Here is a 17,606-nt window from a genome sequence, read left to right on the forward strand (position 1 = left end):
TCGCTCCCTAGAACTAGAACCCGCTTTCCCTGACACCCAGCGCCGCCAACCGCCGCCAGGCCGCTCCCAACACCGACTCGCCCTTGCCCTGCAACACCGCCACGCCACGCAGCGGCTGCACCGGGGCGGACATGTCGTCCACTGCACTCAGGCGCACGCCGTATTGGGCCTGCACCGGCTCGGCCCGCTGCTGCGAATCGCGGCGCACCGCAATCGGCCCGTGATGGTCGGACGTCAACGCTTGCTGTTCGACCCAGGCAACGCCGTTGGTGTCGATTTCATTCAACTGCACGGCAATCGACGTGTGCATCGGATCGTCAGCGATGAACCGTCCCGTGGCACCCGGCTCGACCCGCCAAAGCTCGGCTTCGGTGAGGTACCCGCGCAAGCGTGAATCGGTCTGCACCACCCGCGCCAACGCCTGGGTCGGTGACAGCCAGCGACCTACCGACAGTTGCGGCAACAAGTCGCGCACCTGGCCGGCATGGGGCGCACGCAACAACAGCCGTTCACGCTGGGCCATCAGGCCCCGGTACTCGGCCACCGCTTCGGCCAGTTGCTGTTCGATGATGCCGGCATCGGCGGCGGTTTCACTGCGCCCGGCCTGACGGCGCATCTGCAACTGTTGGATCTGGATTTCCCGGCGCACGATGGCCAGGCGCGAGGCCATGTCTGGCGACTCAAGCTCGATCAACACGTCGCCCTGGGCCACGGTCTGGCCGTCGCGCACATTCACCTGCTTGACCCGTGCCGCCACCGGCGCATGCAAGGCACTGGCCCGCCCGGCTTCGAGCATCGCCGGCACTTCCACCGCGCTGCGCCAGGGCAACAGCAACGCCAACAGCAACGCCATCAACACCAGGCCGCTCAGGAGCATCCGCCCACCGTGGGCTTGCTCACGGCGGCTCCACCATTGCCGCCACTCATTCACGATGGGCATAAAAATGAACCACACCAATTCCACCATCATCAGAAAAATGCCCAACACCTTGAAGAACAGGTGATAGACCGCCAGGGCAATCCCGAAAAACAACAGCGCCCGCCACAGCCAGGAGCCGTATCCCCACACCAGCAAACGGCGGCGCATCTTCGGCGACCAGGGTTCCGGTGCCGCCGCGCCATAACCGAACAAGGCTTCGCGCAGGCGCCAGCGGCACAGGGCGAACGCACGCCCCTGAAGGTTATCCACCGCCCAGAAATCGCTGAGCAGGAAATACCCGTCAAAACGCATGAAGGGGTTCAGGTTGATGATCAACGTGGTGATCCAGGTGGCGCTGGCCAGCATGAACGCCGCGGTGCGTGCCGGCCCCTCGGGCAGCAGCGACCAGGCCAGCAGCGCGATGCACGCCAGCAGCAATTCGGCCAGGACTCCACCGGCACCAATCAACAACCGTGCGCGGCGATCGTTGATACGCCAGGCGTCGCTGACGTCGGTGTAGAACATCGGCAACAGCACCATGAACGCCACGCCCATGCTTTGCACACGACAACCGGCGCGCTTGGCCATGAAGGCATGGCCGAATTCGTGGCACAACTTGGCGAAGAGCAACGCCGCCCCGAACGCCAGCGCACCGCCCAGGCTGAACAGGTGCGGAAACGTCGCGATGAAGCGCTGCCAGTCCCGCGACACCAGGAAGATGCCGAGGCCCAGGGTCAGCGGCAGGCCATAGCGCAGAATCCTGGGGCCGAACCGCGCCAACCAGGGCCAGGCCCGGTTGAGAAAAGCGTCCGGGCGCCACAGCGGAATGCGAAAAAACAGGTATTGATGCAGCAGGATCTGCCACAGGCTCTGGCGCTGTGCGGCGGTCTTGAAGAGGTAACTGTCGCGCTGTTGCGGGTCCATCGCGCTGATCAGATCATGGCCGCGCAAGAAGCCCAGCAGTTGCTCCAGCGATTCACCGTTGAGTGGCAGGCCCGGCTCACGGTTCGCGGCCTGCAGCACCTGTTCCGGATCGCCCAGGGACCAATGCCGCAACATGCGCATCGCCGCCGCGCCAAGCTTGAAATAGCGCCCGCGCACCGGGTCGGCCAAGGTCCATTGCGGTGAACCGTCCGGGTCCGGTGCCGCCGGGGACAATTGCAGGTCTGGCCGCAGGCTCGGCAGGTCCATGCTACAGGCCGACGCTCTGGCGCAGCCCGGCCAGGGGCCGACGCAACAAGTACAACGCCAGCGGCGCGCGGTCGCCGAAGACCTTCGCCGTGCCCCGCAGGCCAATGCGCGGCGCCGTGGCATCGAAACGCGCATCCAACCGATACGCCAGTTGCCCGGCGGCGGTAGGCTGCGCTTCATAGGCCGAGCGCTCGAGCCAGGCCAGGTGCCGCTGCAACGGGTCGCTGTCGAGAAACAACGCCACCTGCGCGCCAGGCTCCAAGGCAATCGCGTCGCCCACCGCCAATTCAATGCGCAACTCGGCCTGGTTCGGATCGGCGATTTCCATCAATCGTTCGCCGGTCTGCACCGGCTTGCCGAGCCAACGCTCGGCGTCGGCGAACACTGCGATGCCGTCCCGCTCGGCGCGTACTTCGCTGCGCTTGAGCAGTTCAAGCGCGTAGTTGCGCTCGGCGCGTTTCTGTTCGACGCGGGCGGCCAGCAAATCGATCTTCGAACTGGATTCAGCGTCGGCAAACGAGCGCTGGGAATTCGCCTTGAGTTCGGCCTCGGCCACGCCCAACGCCCGCTCGGCCACATCGGCCTGGGCCTTGAGGCTGGTGCTTTCGAAACGCAGCAGCAGGTCGCCGTTCTTGACGGCCTGGTTGGGCTTGACCAGGAACTCGGCGATCACCCCATCCAACGGTGCCGCCACCACCTGCCCGCCCAACGGCACCACTTCGGCCGGGGCCAATACGGACTGGCGCACAGGGATCAGCAAGCCCAGCAGCAACACCGCCACCAGGGCGACCTGGCGCTTGCGCGTCCAGCGCAAGCGCCACGGCTTGCGCGGTTGCAGCGCCAGCCAGGCGTGGCTGTAGGTGTCGCCCAATTGCGACAGCAGCACTTGTTCGGGCGGGGTCCATGGCAGGTCGCGGGCCAACCACAACCCGCCGAACACCTGGCTCTGATGATCGATCAGCGGCAGCCAGAACACCTGCCCGGCCGACAGGCTGCGCCAGTCTGCCCGGATGGATTCGCTCACAAGATCGGCGGCAATCACCCGAGCTTGATTCAACAGGCCCTGCTTGAACAGTTGCGCCACCGCCTGCTCGACAAACGCCACGAACGGCGCATTCGGCTCCACGGTACTGACGCCGGTCACGGCCTGGACCTTGCCAGCAATCAACAACGCAGCGTGGCGAAACCCGAACAAGGCCTGGCCGTCGTTGACCAGGCTATAGCTCAATTGCGCCGGGGTTCGTGCGGCCCGAGTCTGGCGTTCAAGGTCGAGGAAGCGGGCAAACACCTGCTCGGCGCTGCCCGATATCGGCGCGTTCACTTGGACTCCGCGAAGCGCGCCGTGCCGCTCATACCGGATAGCAAGCCGCTGGCATCCGGCACGCTCGCCACCAGCAGCAGGGTCTGGCTACCCTCGTCGATGCGCGCCCCCAGGCGCTTGACCGTCGCTTGCAACGGCTTGCCGGTTTCATCGGGGACGAAGGTAAAGGGCTGGCCGGGCTTGAGCCTGTCCATCCAGCGTGAGGGCACCAGCAGGTGAATCTCCAGGGTGCGGTTGTCGACCACGTCCAGCAACGGCGCGCCGGCCGCCACGCTTTCATAACGCTGGACCTTGCGCGCCACCACCTGCCCGTCGAACGGGGCGATCACGCTGCAGCGCTTGACCTGAACCTGATACACCTGGGACTGCGCCTGGGCTTCGCTGAGCCGCGCCTCGGCCCGCGACACCTCGAAACGCCCAACGGATTTCAACGCCGCCAACTGCCGGTTATGGGCCAGCTCTTCACTGGCACCACGGCTGGCCGCCTGGGCCGCATTGAGCTGGGCCTGATAGGCCGAACAATCGAAACGCGCCAGGGTGTCGCCCTTCTTGAACGACTCGCCCTCACTGAACGGCAACTCGACAATCCGCCCGGCCAACTCGCTGGCCAACACGGCCTGATCCCGCGCCCGAAGCACCCCACGCGCCTCGCTGCCCGAGGCATTGGCCGAGATGTTGCTCTCCAGCAACGGATCGTCGGAAGCCGGCGTTTGCGCCTGAACTCCGCACGTGATGAAGGCCAATCCCACAACCCAACTACTCAAACGCCGCATGACCGTTACTCCCTGACGGATGGGCGGAGTCTACGACAGCGGTGGGGGGCGTCAAGGGAGTAGCGGTGAGAGGTATGAAATCTGCTGGTCATACACGCTCTGTGGCGAGGGGATTTATCCCCGCTGGGCTGCGCAGCAGACCCAAATGGCTGAAGACCCGAAGCCCGACACACCGAGTGACTGCTTTCAGGGCTGCTTCGCAACCCAGCGGGGATAAATCCCCTCGCCACAGGTTCTGTGATCGACGGATCATCGCGCAGGCCTACTCCACCAACGTCAACTCACCATCGCAATACACCACCTCACGCCCCAACCAAGCCACATCGACCTGAGGCAATACCGCCGAGGGTTTGCGCAGTTCACGCAATAGCGTCGAGCCGTGGGACAAACGCCCACCCATGCGTGCAATCACCGCCCGGGCGCTTTGATAGTGGGCGTGGCGGCCAGGGTCCAAGGTGTCTTCCAGCAGGATGTCCTCGCCCAAAATGCCTTGGGCCTGACCCGGATAGATCAGGAACCCGCTCGCCTGCTCGGTGCCTTCACGACCGTCCTGCCAGAAACTGCCGTCACGGCTGCGAATGTCCGGGTGCGGCGCGAACCACTGTGCCCGGTCCCCCGTCGGCATGGCGTGGTGCAGGCGAAAGAAAATCCGCATCAGGTTGTCGCGATACCATTCGCGCACTTGCAGGTAGTAACCGCGCAACCCCGGCAGACCGGCGCCATGGGCCAGGCGAATCGCCAACGGCCATTGAGGGAATGCCTGCAACGGCAACTCGGTCGGCGCCGGGCGTGGCGTCGCCGGGTCGGTTTCCCACGGCAGGCGATGAGGGCTGTGTTCAAGGTCGTCATAGGCGGTTGGAGGCCGCCCCAGCAGATCGCCGCCGCTGCTGGCCAACGCGGTCGCGATGCACAGGTTGCCCTGCACCACGAACACATAGAACCGGGTGAACCAGTCAGCCAATTGCTGGCCGCCAGCGCCCTCTGCGGTCAGTTCATGCAGCTCCCTATCGAAGCGTCGCAAACCGTTTTCCAGTGTTAGCAAATGACCCCGCGCAATGCGCTGCATGCGCAGGAACAACGGCAGCGAACGCACCAGGCGCAGGGGCCGCCAAGGTAGATGCGGGGTGGCGCCACCGACCTCACCGGCGTAGCTGCTGGCGCTGATGCCCCAGTCGGCCAATCGCGCGAGAAACAGATCGTTGTTGATGTACGAAGCGCCGCCAAACACCGCCGTGAAAGGCTCGTTATCCTGCAGCACCCGTGAATCCCAACGGGCCATGATCGCCGGAATGCTTGCCGCCGCACGGCGCTGGGCGTACTCCACCAGAACACTGGGTTGCGGCGGCAGGATCTCGGCGATGTTGGCGGCGGTCAGGTGCCGGCGCCAGCCGTAGTCGCTGATCGGCCGGTATTGCAGCAGCCAGAGTTGCGTGCCGTCCCAGGCCCATTCGACGTCGCCGGGCACATAGTGAAAGACCCGCAGTACGCCTTGGAGAAACCGCCACAGCGCCTCGGCGGTCAAGCCATGGGCTGGCTTGAATGCACCGCTGTTCCATGACGCGCCGAGACGGGAAATGATCGCCCGCTCGGGGCTCACCTTGCCATCGGCCAACGACTCCAGATGCCCTTCGACCCACTCCAGTTCGACTGACAGGTGACGCACGAAGGCGATCCCGGACAGCCGTGGCGTGATGAAACGCTGCACCACCACTTCCTCGACACCCGTCGCGCTCAACTCGGCAATGCGCGCCGGTACGTTGCCGGTCGGCTCACGCAGGAACGTGGTGCTCAAGCCCGCATTGGCCGCATCGGCCTGATCCTCGCCATAACTGGAGGAACGCACGGCCCAGAGAGCGTCCGGCTGGCTCTTCAGAAAGCTCGGCAAGCGCGGATCATCGCAATCGTTGAGCGACAACGCCGCAGGCACCGGCTGCCCGGCCAGTGCCGCCAGGCGCAAGCGCCCGCCCTTGGTATGCGCGACGAAGCCACGCTCGCCGGACTCCAGCCACGCCGCGAACTCGGCCGGTGCGTCGATCCATGGATAGTGACCCCAGCCGGGTTTCAGGCTGATGGTCAAATCGGCGCGGGCGAGAATGGCCGACCAGGCCGCCGCCTGCGCGACGCCCAACACCTTGTCCTGATCGCCCCACACCAGTTCGACCGGGTCGCTGATCCACTCCAGCAACGGCAACGCGGTGTCGGCACGCACCAGGTCCCAGTGCGGCACAAAGGCGCGGCAGCGGGCATAGCCGGCGCCCATGCGCTGGTACTGCGCGGGCGTCCAGGCCTGGCTGGAAAACTTGTGGGCAAACAACGTTGGTTTGTTCGCCAGCAGCCAGTGAATGGTCTTGCGAATCGGCAGCGGTGACATCAATGCCGGCAGTCGCCGCTGCCACAAAAATGCGCCCACCGGCGCCAGCAACACACTGCGGCAAAAGTGCCCCGGCTGACGTTGCAAGGCGTGCAGCACCAGCAAGGCGTTGACCCCGACCGCCATGATCGCGCTGCCCTTGTCCGTGACCGCCAACAACGCCTGGGCATAGGCCGCCAGGTCCTCGCAAGGAGCTTGGGGGTTGTTGCCGAAGCCGGGCAGCTCCAGCGGCACCACGTCATAGTGTTGAAAGTGCGGCAAGGCGTCGTCCCACCAATCGGCGGCGCTGCCGTTGCCAGCCAGCAGGTACATCCGGGGCTTACTCATGGGCGGTCCTCAGGCCAGGTCGCGCAGGGCAGCGTCGAGCGTCGGATAACGGAACGTATAGCCGGCCTCGACCAGACGATTGGGCACCACGCGTTGGCCGTCGAAAAACAGCTGGGCCATCTCACCTGCCAAGGCACGCATCGGCGCGGCAGGAATGTGGAACCACACCGGACGCTTGAGCACCTTGCCGACGCTTTCGGCGAACAGCGCCTGACTGACGGTTTCTGGCGCCACCAGGTTGTAGGTGCCGCTCAAGCGTTCGTCATCGAAAGCGCGGGCGATCACTTGGATGACATCGTCGCGGTGCACCCAACTCATGATTTGCCGACCATCGCCCATCCGCCCGCCGAACCCCAGGCGAAACGGAATCAACAACGGCAACAATGCGCCGCCCGGCCCGAACACCACGCCCAGGCGCATCACCACCTGGCGCACGCCCAGCTCGGTGGCAGGCAACGCTGAGGCTTCCCAGCGCGCGCAGAGTTCGGCCATGAAGCCATCGCCCCGGGTGGCGCCTTCATCGAGGCTTTCGCTGGCATCGCGCACGCCGTAAAAACCGACAGCCGAGGCCTGTATCCACAACGCCGGTTTGTGCCGGGCGTTTTTCAACCACGTCATCAAGGCTTCGGTGGTATTGACCCGGCTGGCGATGAGTTGCGCCTGGCGCTTGGGGCTCCAACGCGGCCCGGCCACTGGCGCGCCCGCCAGGTTGATCAACACATCAAAGGTTTCCTCATGCCCCAGCTTGCCCAGCGAACGCAAGCAGCGAGCGCGGCCGTCAAACAGATACGCCGCTTTCAACGGGTCACGGGCCAGCACGCTGACCGTGTGCCCGGCGTCGAGCAGTTGGTTGACCAGCGTCTCGCCGATAAACCCGGTGCCCCCCGTGACCAGCACGCGTTTGTAGGCGCCACCGGCAAACGGGTTGGCGGGCTTGCCCGCTCGCTGCATGCGCAAGGCCGCCAAGCCGTCGCGAATCCCCGAGGCCGTGACGCCAATGGCGAACAAGGTCAGCAGCCAGCCGCGCCAACCCAGGTCGATCCCGCTCAGGCCAGTGGGCAGACTCGCCCACTGCGCCAGTTGCACGCCGTACAGCGCGAAGAAGGCCCCGCCGTTGACCGCCAGCACCGTGTGCATGATGCGTTCGATGGCCGGCAGTTTGCGGCTGCGGTCCTCGACCACAAAGTCCCACAGCGTCAGGCCGATCTCCAAGGCGAACAGCAGCGCGATGACAATCGCCCACGTCCCCTCAAAGGCCAAATGCGCCATGCCGAGGAACAGAATCCCGTAGAAGCACGAGCGCAAGGCGTGGATCGACAGCTCCAGCCGCGCACTGTGGCGGTAGGGCAAGGCGACGGTGAGTTCGTGGTGATAGAGGGTATCCAGCGCACCGAGGATTGCCTGGGCAATCAACAACGTGATGGCCCAGTCCAGCAGTGAAAAATCAGCCATGGTTTGAATCACTCGACGCGTTGTCAGTCAGGGAGGTACGGCGGTCATGGCGATAGAGCCAGAACAGCGGCGGTAATAAAACGAGCAGGGCGATGCTGTCGAACCACAGGTGTGACCAGACCTGGGCCTGGGCGGAAATCAGCATGTCCTGGGGCGCCCACAGCAGGATGCCGGCGATTATCCAGCCCCAAGGCATGGCGCTTTTCAATCGATTGCCGATATGGACGAGGGCGAGCATGTACAGCGCATAGCTTTGCAACGTGGCGCCGAACAAGGCCAGCCACCAGACTTGTTGCGTGCGGGCCGTAGCGGGCACGACATTGGCGCCCCAGAACGCCTGCTCGATGGTGTTCAGATAAGCGTCGAGCAAGCCGGAGTGACCGGCCCAGGTCAGCGTGAGGCCGGCGAGCAAGTGCATCAGGGCCGCCGCGTACAACCAAATGACCAGGGCGTTGCGAAGGGTGCGGTTAGGGGTTGGCATTCCATGTCCTGAAGGCTTGCTTGAGGGCGGCCAGTCTAAAGGAAATGGGAGGGGCTTTACTTGGCTAATGGGCGGGACGGAGATAAATAAAATCCGCCGCCTGGAGCGCATGAAACCGGCACCGAATACCGTTGTGGCGAGGGGATTTATCCCCGCTGGGCTGCGCAGCAGCCCTAAAACCAGCCGCCTCGGTGTGTCAGGTTGTTGGTCTTCAGCCATTTGGGGGGCTGCTGCGCAGCCCAGCGGGGATAAATCCCCTCGCCACAGGTTCTGTGTACCGCTTACCTACAGCAGAGTCCTAGGAGATTTCCTTCAAGTTGCGGCGATGTTGGTGAACTTGTCCGCCTTCGGGCCCACCGCTAGTCTGGGTTTGTCACTGAAAAAACGGTGACACGGACGTGCAAGTCCGTTAAAAACACGCCCAATAAATGCCACCAGCCATTTATAGAGCATTCGTGCTCGTATTTTATGGCGGCTGTGTGGGGGGAGACCTTCGGGTCTGCCGAGTTTTTGGGCGTTCTTTACTCGGTCTTGCACACCCTCTCATAGCTGCCACCCTTACATCGCGTGCAAGCGAGCCAGGGCGGTTCTTAATTGAATAGGAAGCCCAAACTATGTTCAAGCCCACGCCCAATCCTCCACAATCCTCACCTGAAACCTGCGCTGAAACCCCAGCCTCAAAAAACTCGACGAAACCGCCCAACGCGTCCTCGACTACTACCTCAACCCCAAACCCACCGATGAAGCCCCGGGCAAAACCCAAACCGCCCAACTCTTCATGGTCGCCCCAGACATCGACACTGAAACCCTGCTAGCCAACGCCTCCGAAGACCTGCTGTCCATCAGCGCCATCGCCGCTGACCTGGCCGATGATGTGGATGGTTCGCGCCGCAGCGTCATCCTGGCGATCAGCCGAATGGCCGATGGGGTGCATTTGTTGGTGGAGCGGGCGATGGATCGGCTGGAGGTGTCAGCGGCGGGCTGATGTGCCTGTGGTGGATTGAAGACCGCCTTCGCGAGCAAGCCCGCTCCCACACTGGATCTATGTAGAACCGAAATATCGAGATCAACACCGATCAACTGTGGGAGCGGGCTTGCTCGCGAAGGCGTCAGGCCAGACAACCGGGAATGCTCAACGCTGCATCCCCCAACGCTTCACCGTCACCCGCTCCAGGGAATCAAACACCAAATTCTCCACCAACAACCCAATCAAAATCACCACCGCCAACCCGGCAAAGACCTTGTCGGTGTACAGCTCATTACGGTTCTGGAAGATGTACCAGCCCAAGCCGCCCTTGCCGCTGGTGGCGCCGAACACCAGTTCGGCGGCGATCAGAGTGCGCCAGGCGAAGGCCCAGCCGATCTTCAACCCGGCGAGGATCGACGGCAGCGCCGCCGGGATCAGGATGAACAGCACAAAGCGCAGGCCCTTGAGCCCGTAGTTGCGCCCGGCCATGCGCAGCGTTTCCGATACACCGAGAAACCCCGCATACATGTTCAACGCCAGCGCCCACAGCACCGAATGCACCAGCACGAAAATCAGGCTGTTCTGGCCCAGGCCAAACCACAGCAGCGCCAACGGCAACAGGGCGATGGCCGGCAACGGGTTGAACATCGAGGTCAGGGTGCTGAGCAAGTCGCGACCGAACTGCGTCGACACGGCCAGCGTGGTCAGGCCGAACGCCAAAACGATGCCCAGCAGATAGCCCTTGAGCAGCACCACCAAAGAAATCCACACCTTGCCCAGCAGCTCGCCGCTGAGCAAACCGTCATACAACGCGCTGGCGGTCTGCAAGAAGCTCGGCAGCAGCAGGTCGTTGCTCTGGTAACGCGCCACGCCCTCCCACACCAGCGCCAGCAATAACAGGATCAAACTTTTGCGCAGCCAACTCTGTTGCCAGAGGCGCTGACCCAGGGGCAACTCGCGTTCCAGCGGCACTTGGGTCAGGGGTTGCAGGTCGACTTCGTATTCTTCGCGCGCAGGCGATAACTGGCTCATGAAACGCTCCCCTTAATACGCAATACGGATGTCAGCGAAATCCAGCTCACGCTCGGTCTCCGGCGACGGGCCCTCATCGAACAGCAACCGATGGATACGCCGCGCCGTGTGCTGGAACCCCACGCCACCGAGGCTTTGCAAATCGTATTGATGGCTGTGGATTTCCGCCCGGACTCGCCCTGGATGCGGCGACAGCAACAGGATGCGATTGCCCACCACCAAGGCTTCTTCGATGGAGTGGGTGACGAACAGCAAGGTGAAACGCACCTCCTCCCAGAGCAGCAGCAATTCTTCCTGCATCTTGCGTCGGGTCAGGGCATCGAGGGCGGCGAAGGGTTCGTCCATCAAGAGGATTTTCGGCTGCATCGCCAACGCCCGGGCAATCGCGACCCGGGCTTTCATGCCACCGGACAACGTGTGGGGGTAGGCATCGGCAAACGCCGCCAGGCCAACTTTGTCGAGATAGTGCAGCGCCCGCTCCTCGGCCTCGCGACGCTTGAGCGTGCCGGACGCCAGCAGCGCGAACATCACGTTCTGCTTCACGGTCTTCCAGGGCGGCAGCTGGTCGAACTCCTGGAACACCACGATCCGATCCGGGCCCGGCGCGTTGACGGTTTGGCCTTGCAAGCGAATCTCGCCTTCGCACGGCGTGATGAAGCCGCCAATCGCCTTGAGCAAGGTGGACTTTCCGCAACCGGACGGGCCGAGCAGCACAAAACGATCCGCCGGGTCGACTTCAAAACTCACTTGGTGGGTGGCCCGTACCACCCGCTGCGGGGTGCGGTATTCCAGGCTGACGTTATCCACCGACAACAATGCCGTGTCGGTGCGGGTAGCGTTGCTGGCCACGTGGCCTTGCAAAAGCGCGTTCATGGCAATCAGCTCCCCTGCAACGGTTTGGCGTCCTGGAAGAAATAATCTTCCCACGACGCCGGCTTGTTCTTGATGGCGCCGACGCGGTAGAGGAATTCGGCCAGCGGGTAGATGTTTTTCGGGGTGACGGTGAATTCGATCTGCGGGTTGTCGATGATCTTCAGCAAGGTCGCCCGGTCGATCTTGGCCTTGGTCACCCGCAGGTAGGTGTCCGCCGCCGCGCCTTTATCCTTCTGGGCGAACTCGGCCGCTTCGGTCAGCGCCTCGACGAAGGCCTTGTAGGTCTTGGGGTTTTCATCGCGGAATTTCTCGGTGGCGAACAGCACCGTGGGTGAGTTCGGCCCGAGCACGTCATAGGAGTTGAGCACCACATGGACGTTGGGGTTTTGCAGCGCCTGGTCCTGGAACGGCGGGTTGGAAAAGTGCCCGGTCAACTCGGTGCCGCCGGCAATCAACGCCGCCGTGGCGTCCGGGTGCGGAACCGCCAGGGTGTACTTGTCGAGGCGATTGAAATCCTTGTCGCCCCACTGCTTGGCGGCGGCGTATTGCAAGATGCGCGACTGCACCGAAACACCCACCGCCGGCACCGCGATGCGGTCCTGCTCGGTGAAGTCAGCGATGGTCTTGACCTTCGGGTTGTTGCTCAGCAGGTAGTAGGGAAAGTTGCCCAGGGACGCCACGGCCTTGACGTTCTGCTTGCCACGGGTGCGGTCCCAGACCGTCAGCAACGGCCCGACACCGGCCCCGGCAATGTCGATGGAGCCCGACAGCAACGCATCGTTGACCGCCGCGCCGCCGGACAGTTGAGTCCAGTCGACCTTGATGTCGATGCCCTCCTCCTTGCCGTGCTTCTCGATCAATTGCTGGTCGCGGACCACGTTCAGCAACAGGTAAACGATGCCGAACTGCTCGGCGATCCGAATCTCGCCCTCGGCGTGGGCGCTGGCCGGCGCGACCAGACTGCCGGCCAGCAAACTGAAGCCCAGGCCGATGGCGGCGGCCAGCGGTGCAAAAGCAATGCGTGTGGACATGGTGATTCTCCGGGCTCTTTGCGCGCTGCGCAGCCGATCAGAAAGGGGCGTCGCCCTGGATGGTGGTGCGATACAGTTTGCGGCGCAGATGGCTCGGGCAACCGGCGGCCAGGTGGATCAGCGAGCGGTTGTCCCAGAACACCAGGTCATGGGGCTGCCATTGATGGCGATAGATGTTCTGGGGCAACACGCTGTGGGCATACAGCTCGGCCAGGATGGCTTTGCTCTCATCCTCCGGCAGGCCAACGATGCGGGTGGTGAACCCCTCGCTGACGAACAACGCCTTGCGCCCGGTTTCCGGGTGGGTGCGCACGATCGGGTGCACCACTTCAGCCACCTGGGCCAGTTGCTCAGGCGTCAACGTCGGGCGCCAGTTGCCTTCGAATTTGGTTTCGCTGTAGCGCGCGGTGTAGGAATGCGCCGCCGAACGGCCTTCCACCGCTTTACGCAGCGTTTCGGGCAGACCGTCCCAGGCCTTGTGCATGTCGGCGAACAGCGTGTCACCGCCTTCGCTCGGCAGCTCTTGGGCGTGAAGCATCGAGCCGAGGCTGGGCAGTTCTTTATAGGACAGGTCGGAATGCCAGAACTTGCCGGCATCGCCGAGGCCGATGGATTGGCCGTTTTCGATGATGTTGGAGACGATGAGAATTTCCGGGTGCCCGGTCAGCAGGAATTGCTTGAGGACATGGATCTGCAGCACGCCAAAGCGGCGACTGAAGGCGATCTGTTGTTCAGGGGTGATGCGTTGGTCGCGGAACACCACGACGTGATAGTCCAGGTGTGCGCGATGGATGCGGGCGAAATCCTGGTCGTTGATGGGCCGGGACAGGTCCAGCCCGACGATCTCGGCGCCGACGGCATCGGGGGACGGGCGGATTTCGAACGACTGCAGCGCACTGCTTGCGACGGTTGAATCTGGAGAATAAGAGACGGCTGGCATACATCACTCCCACGCACAGCGCGCTTGAACAGGCGCGCAATCGATCAAAACTCACGGCGTTACCGTGTTGGTTTGTGTCGTGCGGCGCGCCGATTGTTCGGCAGGTACGCAGGGGGATGACTTTAAAGGTATAAGAAAGTTAATTTAAATATTAAAAATGCATAACTATATGGCAGAACCTGTGGGAGCGAGCTTGCTCGCGATGACGGTGTGTCAGTGATAGATAAAAATCTGACCTGCCGCTATCGCGAGCAAGCTCGCTCCCACAAGGACTTCGAGAATGGCACGATTGTGGCGAGGGAGCTTGCTCCCGCTTGAGTGCGAAGCGCTCACTGTTTTTTGGGGCCGCTGCGCGCCCCAGCGGGAGCAAGCTCCCTCGCCACAAAAGCGGCAAGCCACGGTCCTGTGTGCCTAGCGCTCGTGCAATGCCTCGGACCGGGCCTTGATGATGGGCTTGAGCAGGTAGCTGAGCACGGTTTTCTTGCCGGTGATGATGTCCACCGACGCCACCATCCCCGGGATGATCAGCAAGGGCTTTTCAGGCGTGCCCAGGTGGCTGCGTTCGGTGCGCAGCTTGATGATGTAGTAGGTGGTTTTCTTGTCTTCATCGGTGATGGTGTCGGCACCGATTTGTTCCAGCTTGGCTTTCATCCCGCCGTAGATGGTGTAGTCGTAGGCGGTGAATTTCACCGTGGCGTCCTGGCCGGGGTGCAGGAAGGCGATGTCCTGGGGCCGGATTTTCGCTTCCACCAGGATGGTGTCGTCCAGCGGCACGATTTCCACCAGGTCGCTGCCGGGCTGAATCACCCCGCCGATGGTGTTCACCAGCAATTTGTTGACGATGCCACGCACCGGCGACGTCACCAGGGTCCGGCTCACCCTATCTTCCAGGGCTTTGCCGGTGGCCTGGGCCTTGTTCAGGTCGGTGCGTGCTTCGTTGAGTTGGGTCAGGGCTTCGCTGCGGAACTTGCCGCGGGTCTCGTCGATCTTGCGCTGCACTTCCTTGATCGCCGATTCGGCGCGAGGGATCGCCAGCGTCGTGGCGTCCAGTTGCCCACGGGTCTCGACCTCGGCGCGCTTGAGCCGCAGCACTTCCACGGGCGATACCGCGCCCTGAGCCACCAACGGCTCGGACATATTGATTTCCTGGCGTTGCAGCGCCAGGCCGGAGCGATACTGCGCCTGCTTGGAGACGAACTCGCGCAGTTCCTGCTGACGCTGGATCAACTGCTCCTGCAAGCCACCGATTTCATCGTGCAACTGCTGGCGGCGGCTGATGTACAGCGACTCTTCGCTGGCGGCCTGGCCCGGCACAGCCTTGAGTACATCGGCCGGGAAGTTCAGCGGGCGGTCATCGACCTCGGCACTCAGGCGCTCGACCCGTAACAACATGGACAGCCGATCAGCCTCGGTCTCGCCGACGTTGGAGACAAACCGCGTGTCATCCAGGCGAATCAGCGACGCGCCGGCGTCGACAATCTGCCCTTCCTTGACGAACAGCTCAGCGACGATGCCGCCTTCCAGGTTCTGGATCTTCTGGATCTTGGACGATGGGATCGCCTTGCCGTCGCCCTTGGTCACTTCGTCGATCTCGGCGAAGTTGGCCCACAGCACCAGGAACACAAAGAAGCCGATGATGCCCCAGATCGTCAACCGCACCACCCGCGGAGCGTCCTCGATCAGGGCTTTGTTGACCTCGGGCAGCGGTTGGCCGTGCAGCGAGTCGGAACCTTTGAAATAGCGGCCCACCGCGCCCTTTAAACCTGACTTAAGCAACACTGATCTGCCCCTTCTTCAACGCTTCCATGACAGCGGCTTTCGGGCCATCGGCGAGGATCTGTCCACGGTCGATCACCAGCAGGCGGTCCACCAGCGACAGCAAGGAGGCCCGGTGCGTCACCAACAGCACGGTCTTGTTTTCCACCACGGCGGCCAGGCGCTGTTTCAGGCGTTCTTCACCGGTGTTGTCCATGGCGCTGGTGGGTTCGTCCAGCAGCAGGATGGGCGGGTTGAGCAACAGCGCGCGGGCCAGGGCGACGTTCTGGCGCTGGCCACCGGACAGGTTCTGCCCGCGCTCGCCGACTTGCAGTTCATAGCCTTGCGGATGCAGGCGGGCGAATTCATGCACACCCGCCAGTTCCGCGGCCTGGAGCACCAGTTCGTCTTCGACGTAACGGGCGCCGGAGGTCAGGTTGTCCCGCAGGGTGCCGGCCAGCAACTGGATGTCCTGGGGCACGTAGCCAATGTTGTAGCGCAGCTCGCTGACGTCGATCTGGCGGATGTCCACGCCGTCCACCAGCAAGGCGCCGTCATCCGGCTGATACAGGCCCACCAGCAATTTGGCCAACGAGCTCTTGCCCGAGCCGCTGCGGCCGATGATGCCGATTTTCTCGCCCGGCTTGATCACCAGGTTGATGTTCTTCAGGGCAGCGTTCTGCTGGTTCGGGTAGGTGAAGTTCAACTGACGGCATTCAACGGCGCCCTGCAATACCTTGCGGCTCAGCGGACGCTCGTCGAAATTGCGCTCCTGAGGCAGTTCCATCATCTGGTCGACCGAGGTCATGGTCACCCGCGCCTGCTGATAACGGGTCAGCAGGCCCGACAGCGAGGCCAACGGGCTGAGGGCGCGGCCGCTGAGCATGTAGCAGGCCACCAGCCCACCCATGCTCAGGTTGCCGGCGATGATCAGGTAAACGCCGAAGACGATCATGATCACCCCGGCCAATTGCTGGATCAGCAAGGTGATGTTCATCGCCAGCCCGGACAGCATCTTCACCCGCAGTTCGAGGCGGCTGAGGGTGCCGATGGTCTGTTCCCACTGGTATTGACGCTCGCTCTCGGCGTTGTTGACCTTCACCGCGTCCAGGCCGGCCAGGGTCTCGATCAGGCTGGACTGGCGCTCGGCGCCCAGGGCCATGGTGCGCTCCATGGTTGCCACCAGGGGCTTCTGCAAGGCATAGCCGATCAGCAGGGCAATCGGGAACGCCAGCACCGGAATCCACACCAGGTGCCCGCCGATAATCGCGATGACCATGAAGATCAGCAGGGTGAACGGCAAGTCGATCAGGCTGGTGAGGGTCAGCGAGGCGAGGAAGTCCCGCAGGCTCTGGAACTCATGGATGTTCTGGGCAAAGCTGCCGACCCGCGCCGGGCGATACTTCATGGACATGCCGACGATGCGCTCGAACAGCGTCGCCGAAATGATCAGGTCGGTTTTCTTGCCCGCCAGGTCCAGGCACAGGCTGCGCAGCATCTTGAGGATCAGGTCGAACACATAGGCGCCAGTGATACCGACGGCCAGCACCCACAGGGTCGATTCGGCCTGGTTCGGCACCACGCGGTCGTAGACGTTCATCACGAACAGGGGCGCGGCCATGGCGATGATGTTGATCAGCAGGCTCGCGGCGATGGCATCGGCGTACAGCCAGCGGGACCGTTTGAGGGTGTCGCGAAACCACGAACGCGCCCGGGGAATGAGCGTGCCGTGGTTAACGTCAAATTTATGCTGCGGTTGGGCGAAGAACACCTTGCCGCTGTAATCATCGGCCAGCAGTTCACGGCTGATGGTCACCTCACCGCCGTCGCTTTCGCTGAGCAGCAGTCGCGCCTGGTCGTCACCGACCCAGCCCAGCAGCACGGCGCTGCGGCCGTCCTTGAGCAACAACAGCGCCGGCATGGCGATGGTCGGAATCTGCTCGAGCTTGCGTTGCAGCACCCGACCTTGCAGACCGGCACGGGCCGCCGCGCGCGACAATAATTCGACGCTCAGCCGTTGCTTGGACAGCGGCAGGCCGGTGGTGAGCATCGCCGCGCTGGCCGGCTTCTGATGCAGCATGCAAAGCGCCAGCAAACCGTCCAGCAACGGGTCGTCGTGCAGCGTGCGCGGGTCATGAACTAGTTCGACTGGACTGACTTCTGATTCCACGCT

12 protein-coding genes and 1 pseudogene are annotated in these 17,606 nt (G+C 63.2%); 1 reads left to right on the plus strand and 12 read right to left on the minus strand.

What is annotated here, in order from left to right:
• Nucleotides 1-13 precede the first annotated feature (13 nt).
• From AB4N80_RS04060 to AB4N80_RS04085, 6 genes are all read right to left on the minus strand, one after another.
• Nucleotides 14-2,110: a biotin/lipoyl-binding protein gene (locus AB4N80_RS04060; RefSeq protein ID WP_354337269.1), complete on the minus strand. Its 2,097-nt coding sequence runs from the start codon at nt 2,108-2,110 to the stop codon at nt 14-16.
• A gap of 1 nt (nt 2,111) precedes the next feature.
• Nucleotides 2,112-3,431: an efflux RND transporter periplasmic adaptor subunit gene (locus tag AB4N80_RS04065; RefSeq protein ID WP_354337267.1), complete on the minus strand. Its 1,320-nt coding sequence runs from the start codon at nt 3,429-3,431 to the stop codon at nt 2,112-2,114.
• Entirely contained in the window at nt 3,428-4,204 is a 777-nt protein-coding gene (locus AB4N80_RS04070) for an efflux RND transporter periplasmic adaptor subunit (protein WP_354337265.1), read from the minus strand. The genes AB4N80_RS04065 and AB4N80_RS04070 overlap by 4 nt, the downstream gene beginning before the upstream one ends.
• 262 nt (nt 4,205-4,466) lie before the next feature.
• A complete protein-coding gene (locus tag AB4N80_RS04075) occupies nt 4,467-6,902 on the minus strand; it encodes an alpha/beta hydrolase (protein ID WP_122565131.1) in 2,436 nt (811 codons plus the stop codon).
• A 9-nt stretch (nt 6,903-6,911) separates the two neighbouring features.
• Nucleotides 6,912-8,354, minus strand: coding sequence for a TIGR01777 family oxidoreductase (locus AB4N80_RS04080; RefSeq protein ID WP_122565130.1), 1,443 nt, complete (start codon nt 8,352-8,354; stop codon nt 6,912-6,914).
• Complete coding sequence (locus AB4N80_RS04085) at nt 8,347-8,835, minus strand: cell division protein (protein WP_122565129.1); 489 nt, start codon at nt 8,833-8,835, stop codon at nt 8,347-8,349. The genes AB4N80_RS04080 and AB4N80_RS04085 overlap by 8 nt, the downstream gene beginning before the upstream one ends.
• A gap of 614 nt (nt 8,836-9,449) precedes the next feature.
• Here AB4N80_RS04085 and AB4N80_RS04090 point away from each other — a divergent pair.
• Nucleotides 9,450-9,820 (plus strand): annotated as a pseudogene (locus tag AB4N80_RS04090) (DUF6124 family protein).
• A gap of 147 nt (nt 9,821-9,967) precedes the next feature.
• On the opposite strand, the gene AB4N80_RS04095 reads toward AB4N80_RS04090, so the two are convergent.
• From AB4N80_RS04095 to AB4N80_RS04120, 6 genes are all read right to left on the minus strand, one after another.
• Nucleotides 9,968-10,834: an ABC transporter permease gene (locus tag AB4N80_RS04095; RefSeq protein ID WP_122565127.1), complete on the minus strand. Its 867-nt coding sequence runs from the start codon at nt 10,832-10,834 to the stop codon at nt 9,968-9,970.
• 12 nt (nt 10,835-10,846) lie between these two features.
• Complete coding sequence (locus AB4N80_RS04100; RefSeq protein WP_122565126.1) at nt 10,847-11,707, minus strand: ABC transporter ATP-binding protein; 861 nt, start codon at nt 11,705-11,707, stop codon at nt 10,847-10,849.
• Nucleotides 11,708-11,712: 5 nt separating this feature from the next.
• Nucleotides 11,713-12,738 carry an ABC transporter substrate-binding protein gene (locus AB4N80_RS04105; protein WP_460080813.1) on the minus strand — a complete coding sequence of 342 codons (1,026 nt, stop codon included), beginning with the start codon at nt 12,736-12,738 and terminating at the stop codon, nt 11,713-11,715.
• Between the two features lie 37 nt (nt 12,739-12,775).
• Nucleotides 12,776-13,678, minus strand: coding sequence for a TauD/TfdA dioxygenase family protein (locus AB4N80_RS04110; RefSeq protein ID WP_122565124.1), 903 nt, complete (start codon nt 13,676-13,678; stop codon nt 12,776-12,778).
• 411 nt (nt 13,679-14,089) lie between these two features.
• Nucleotides 14,090-15,457 carry an HlyD family type I secretion periplasmic adaptor subunit gene (locus AB4N80_RS04115; RefSeq protein ID WP_109751853.1) on the minus strand — a complete coding sequence of 456 codons (1,368 nt, stop codon included), beginning with the start codon at nt 15,455-15,457 and terminating at the stop codon, nt 14,090-14,092.
• Complete coding sequence (locus AB4N80_RS04120; RefSeq protein WP_354337259.1) at nt 15,447-17,603, minus strand: type I secretion system permease/ATPase; 2,157 nt, start codon at nt 17,601-17,603, stop codon at nt 15,447-15,449. Before AB4N80_RS04120 ends, AB4N80_RS04115 begins: the two co-directional genes overlap by 11 nt.
• Nucleotides 17,604-17,606: the final 3 nt, after the last annotated feature.

This window comes from Pseudomonas sp. H3_A02 (genome assembly GCF_054671965.1).

What these genes read in the sequence shown, in the direction of transcription:
- AB4N80_RS04080 (WP_122565130.1), bottom strand. Translation starts at nt 8,354, where the DNA reads ATGGCTGATTTTTCACTGCTGGACTGGGCCATCACGTTGTTGATTGCC.
- AB4N80_RS04110 (WP_122565124.1), bottom strand. Translation starts at nt 13,678, where the DNA reads ATGCCAGCCGTCTCTTATTCTCCAGATTCAACCGTCGCAAGCAGTGCG.
- AB4N80_RS04070 (WP_354337265.1), bottom strand. Translation starts at nt 4,204, where the DNA reads ATGCGGCGTTTGAGTAGTTGGGTTGTGGGATTGGCCTTCATCACGTGC.
- AB4N80_RS04060 (WP_354337269.1), bottom strand. Translation starts at nt 2,110, where the DNA reads ATGGACCTGCCGAGCCTGCGGCCAGACCTGCAATTGTCCCCGGCGGCA.
- AB4N80_RS04085 (WP_122565129.1), bottom strand. Translation starts at nt 8,835, where the DNA reads ATGCCAACCCCTAACCGCACCCTTCGCAACGCCCTGGTCATTTGGTTG.
- AB4N80_RS04075 (WP_122565131.1), bottom strand. Translation starts at nt 6,902, where the DNA reads ATGAGTAAGCCCCGGATGTACCTGCTGGCTGGCAACGGCAGCGCCGCC.
- AB4N80_RS04100 (WP_122565126.1), bottom strand. Translation starts at nt 11,707, where the DNA reads ATGAACGCGCTTTTGCAAGGCCACGTGGCCAGCAACGCTACCCGCACC.
- AB4N80_RS04105 (WP_460080813.1), bottom strand. Translation starts at nt 12,738, where the DNA reads ATGTCCACACGCATTGCTTTTGCACCGCTGGCCGCCGCCATCGGCCTG.
- AB4N80_RS04095 (WP_122565127.1), bottom strand. Translation starts at nt 10,834, where the DNA reads ATGAGCCAGTTATCGCCTGCGCGCGAAGAATACGAAGTCGACCTGCAA.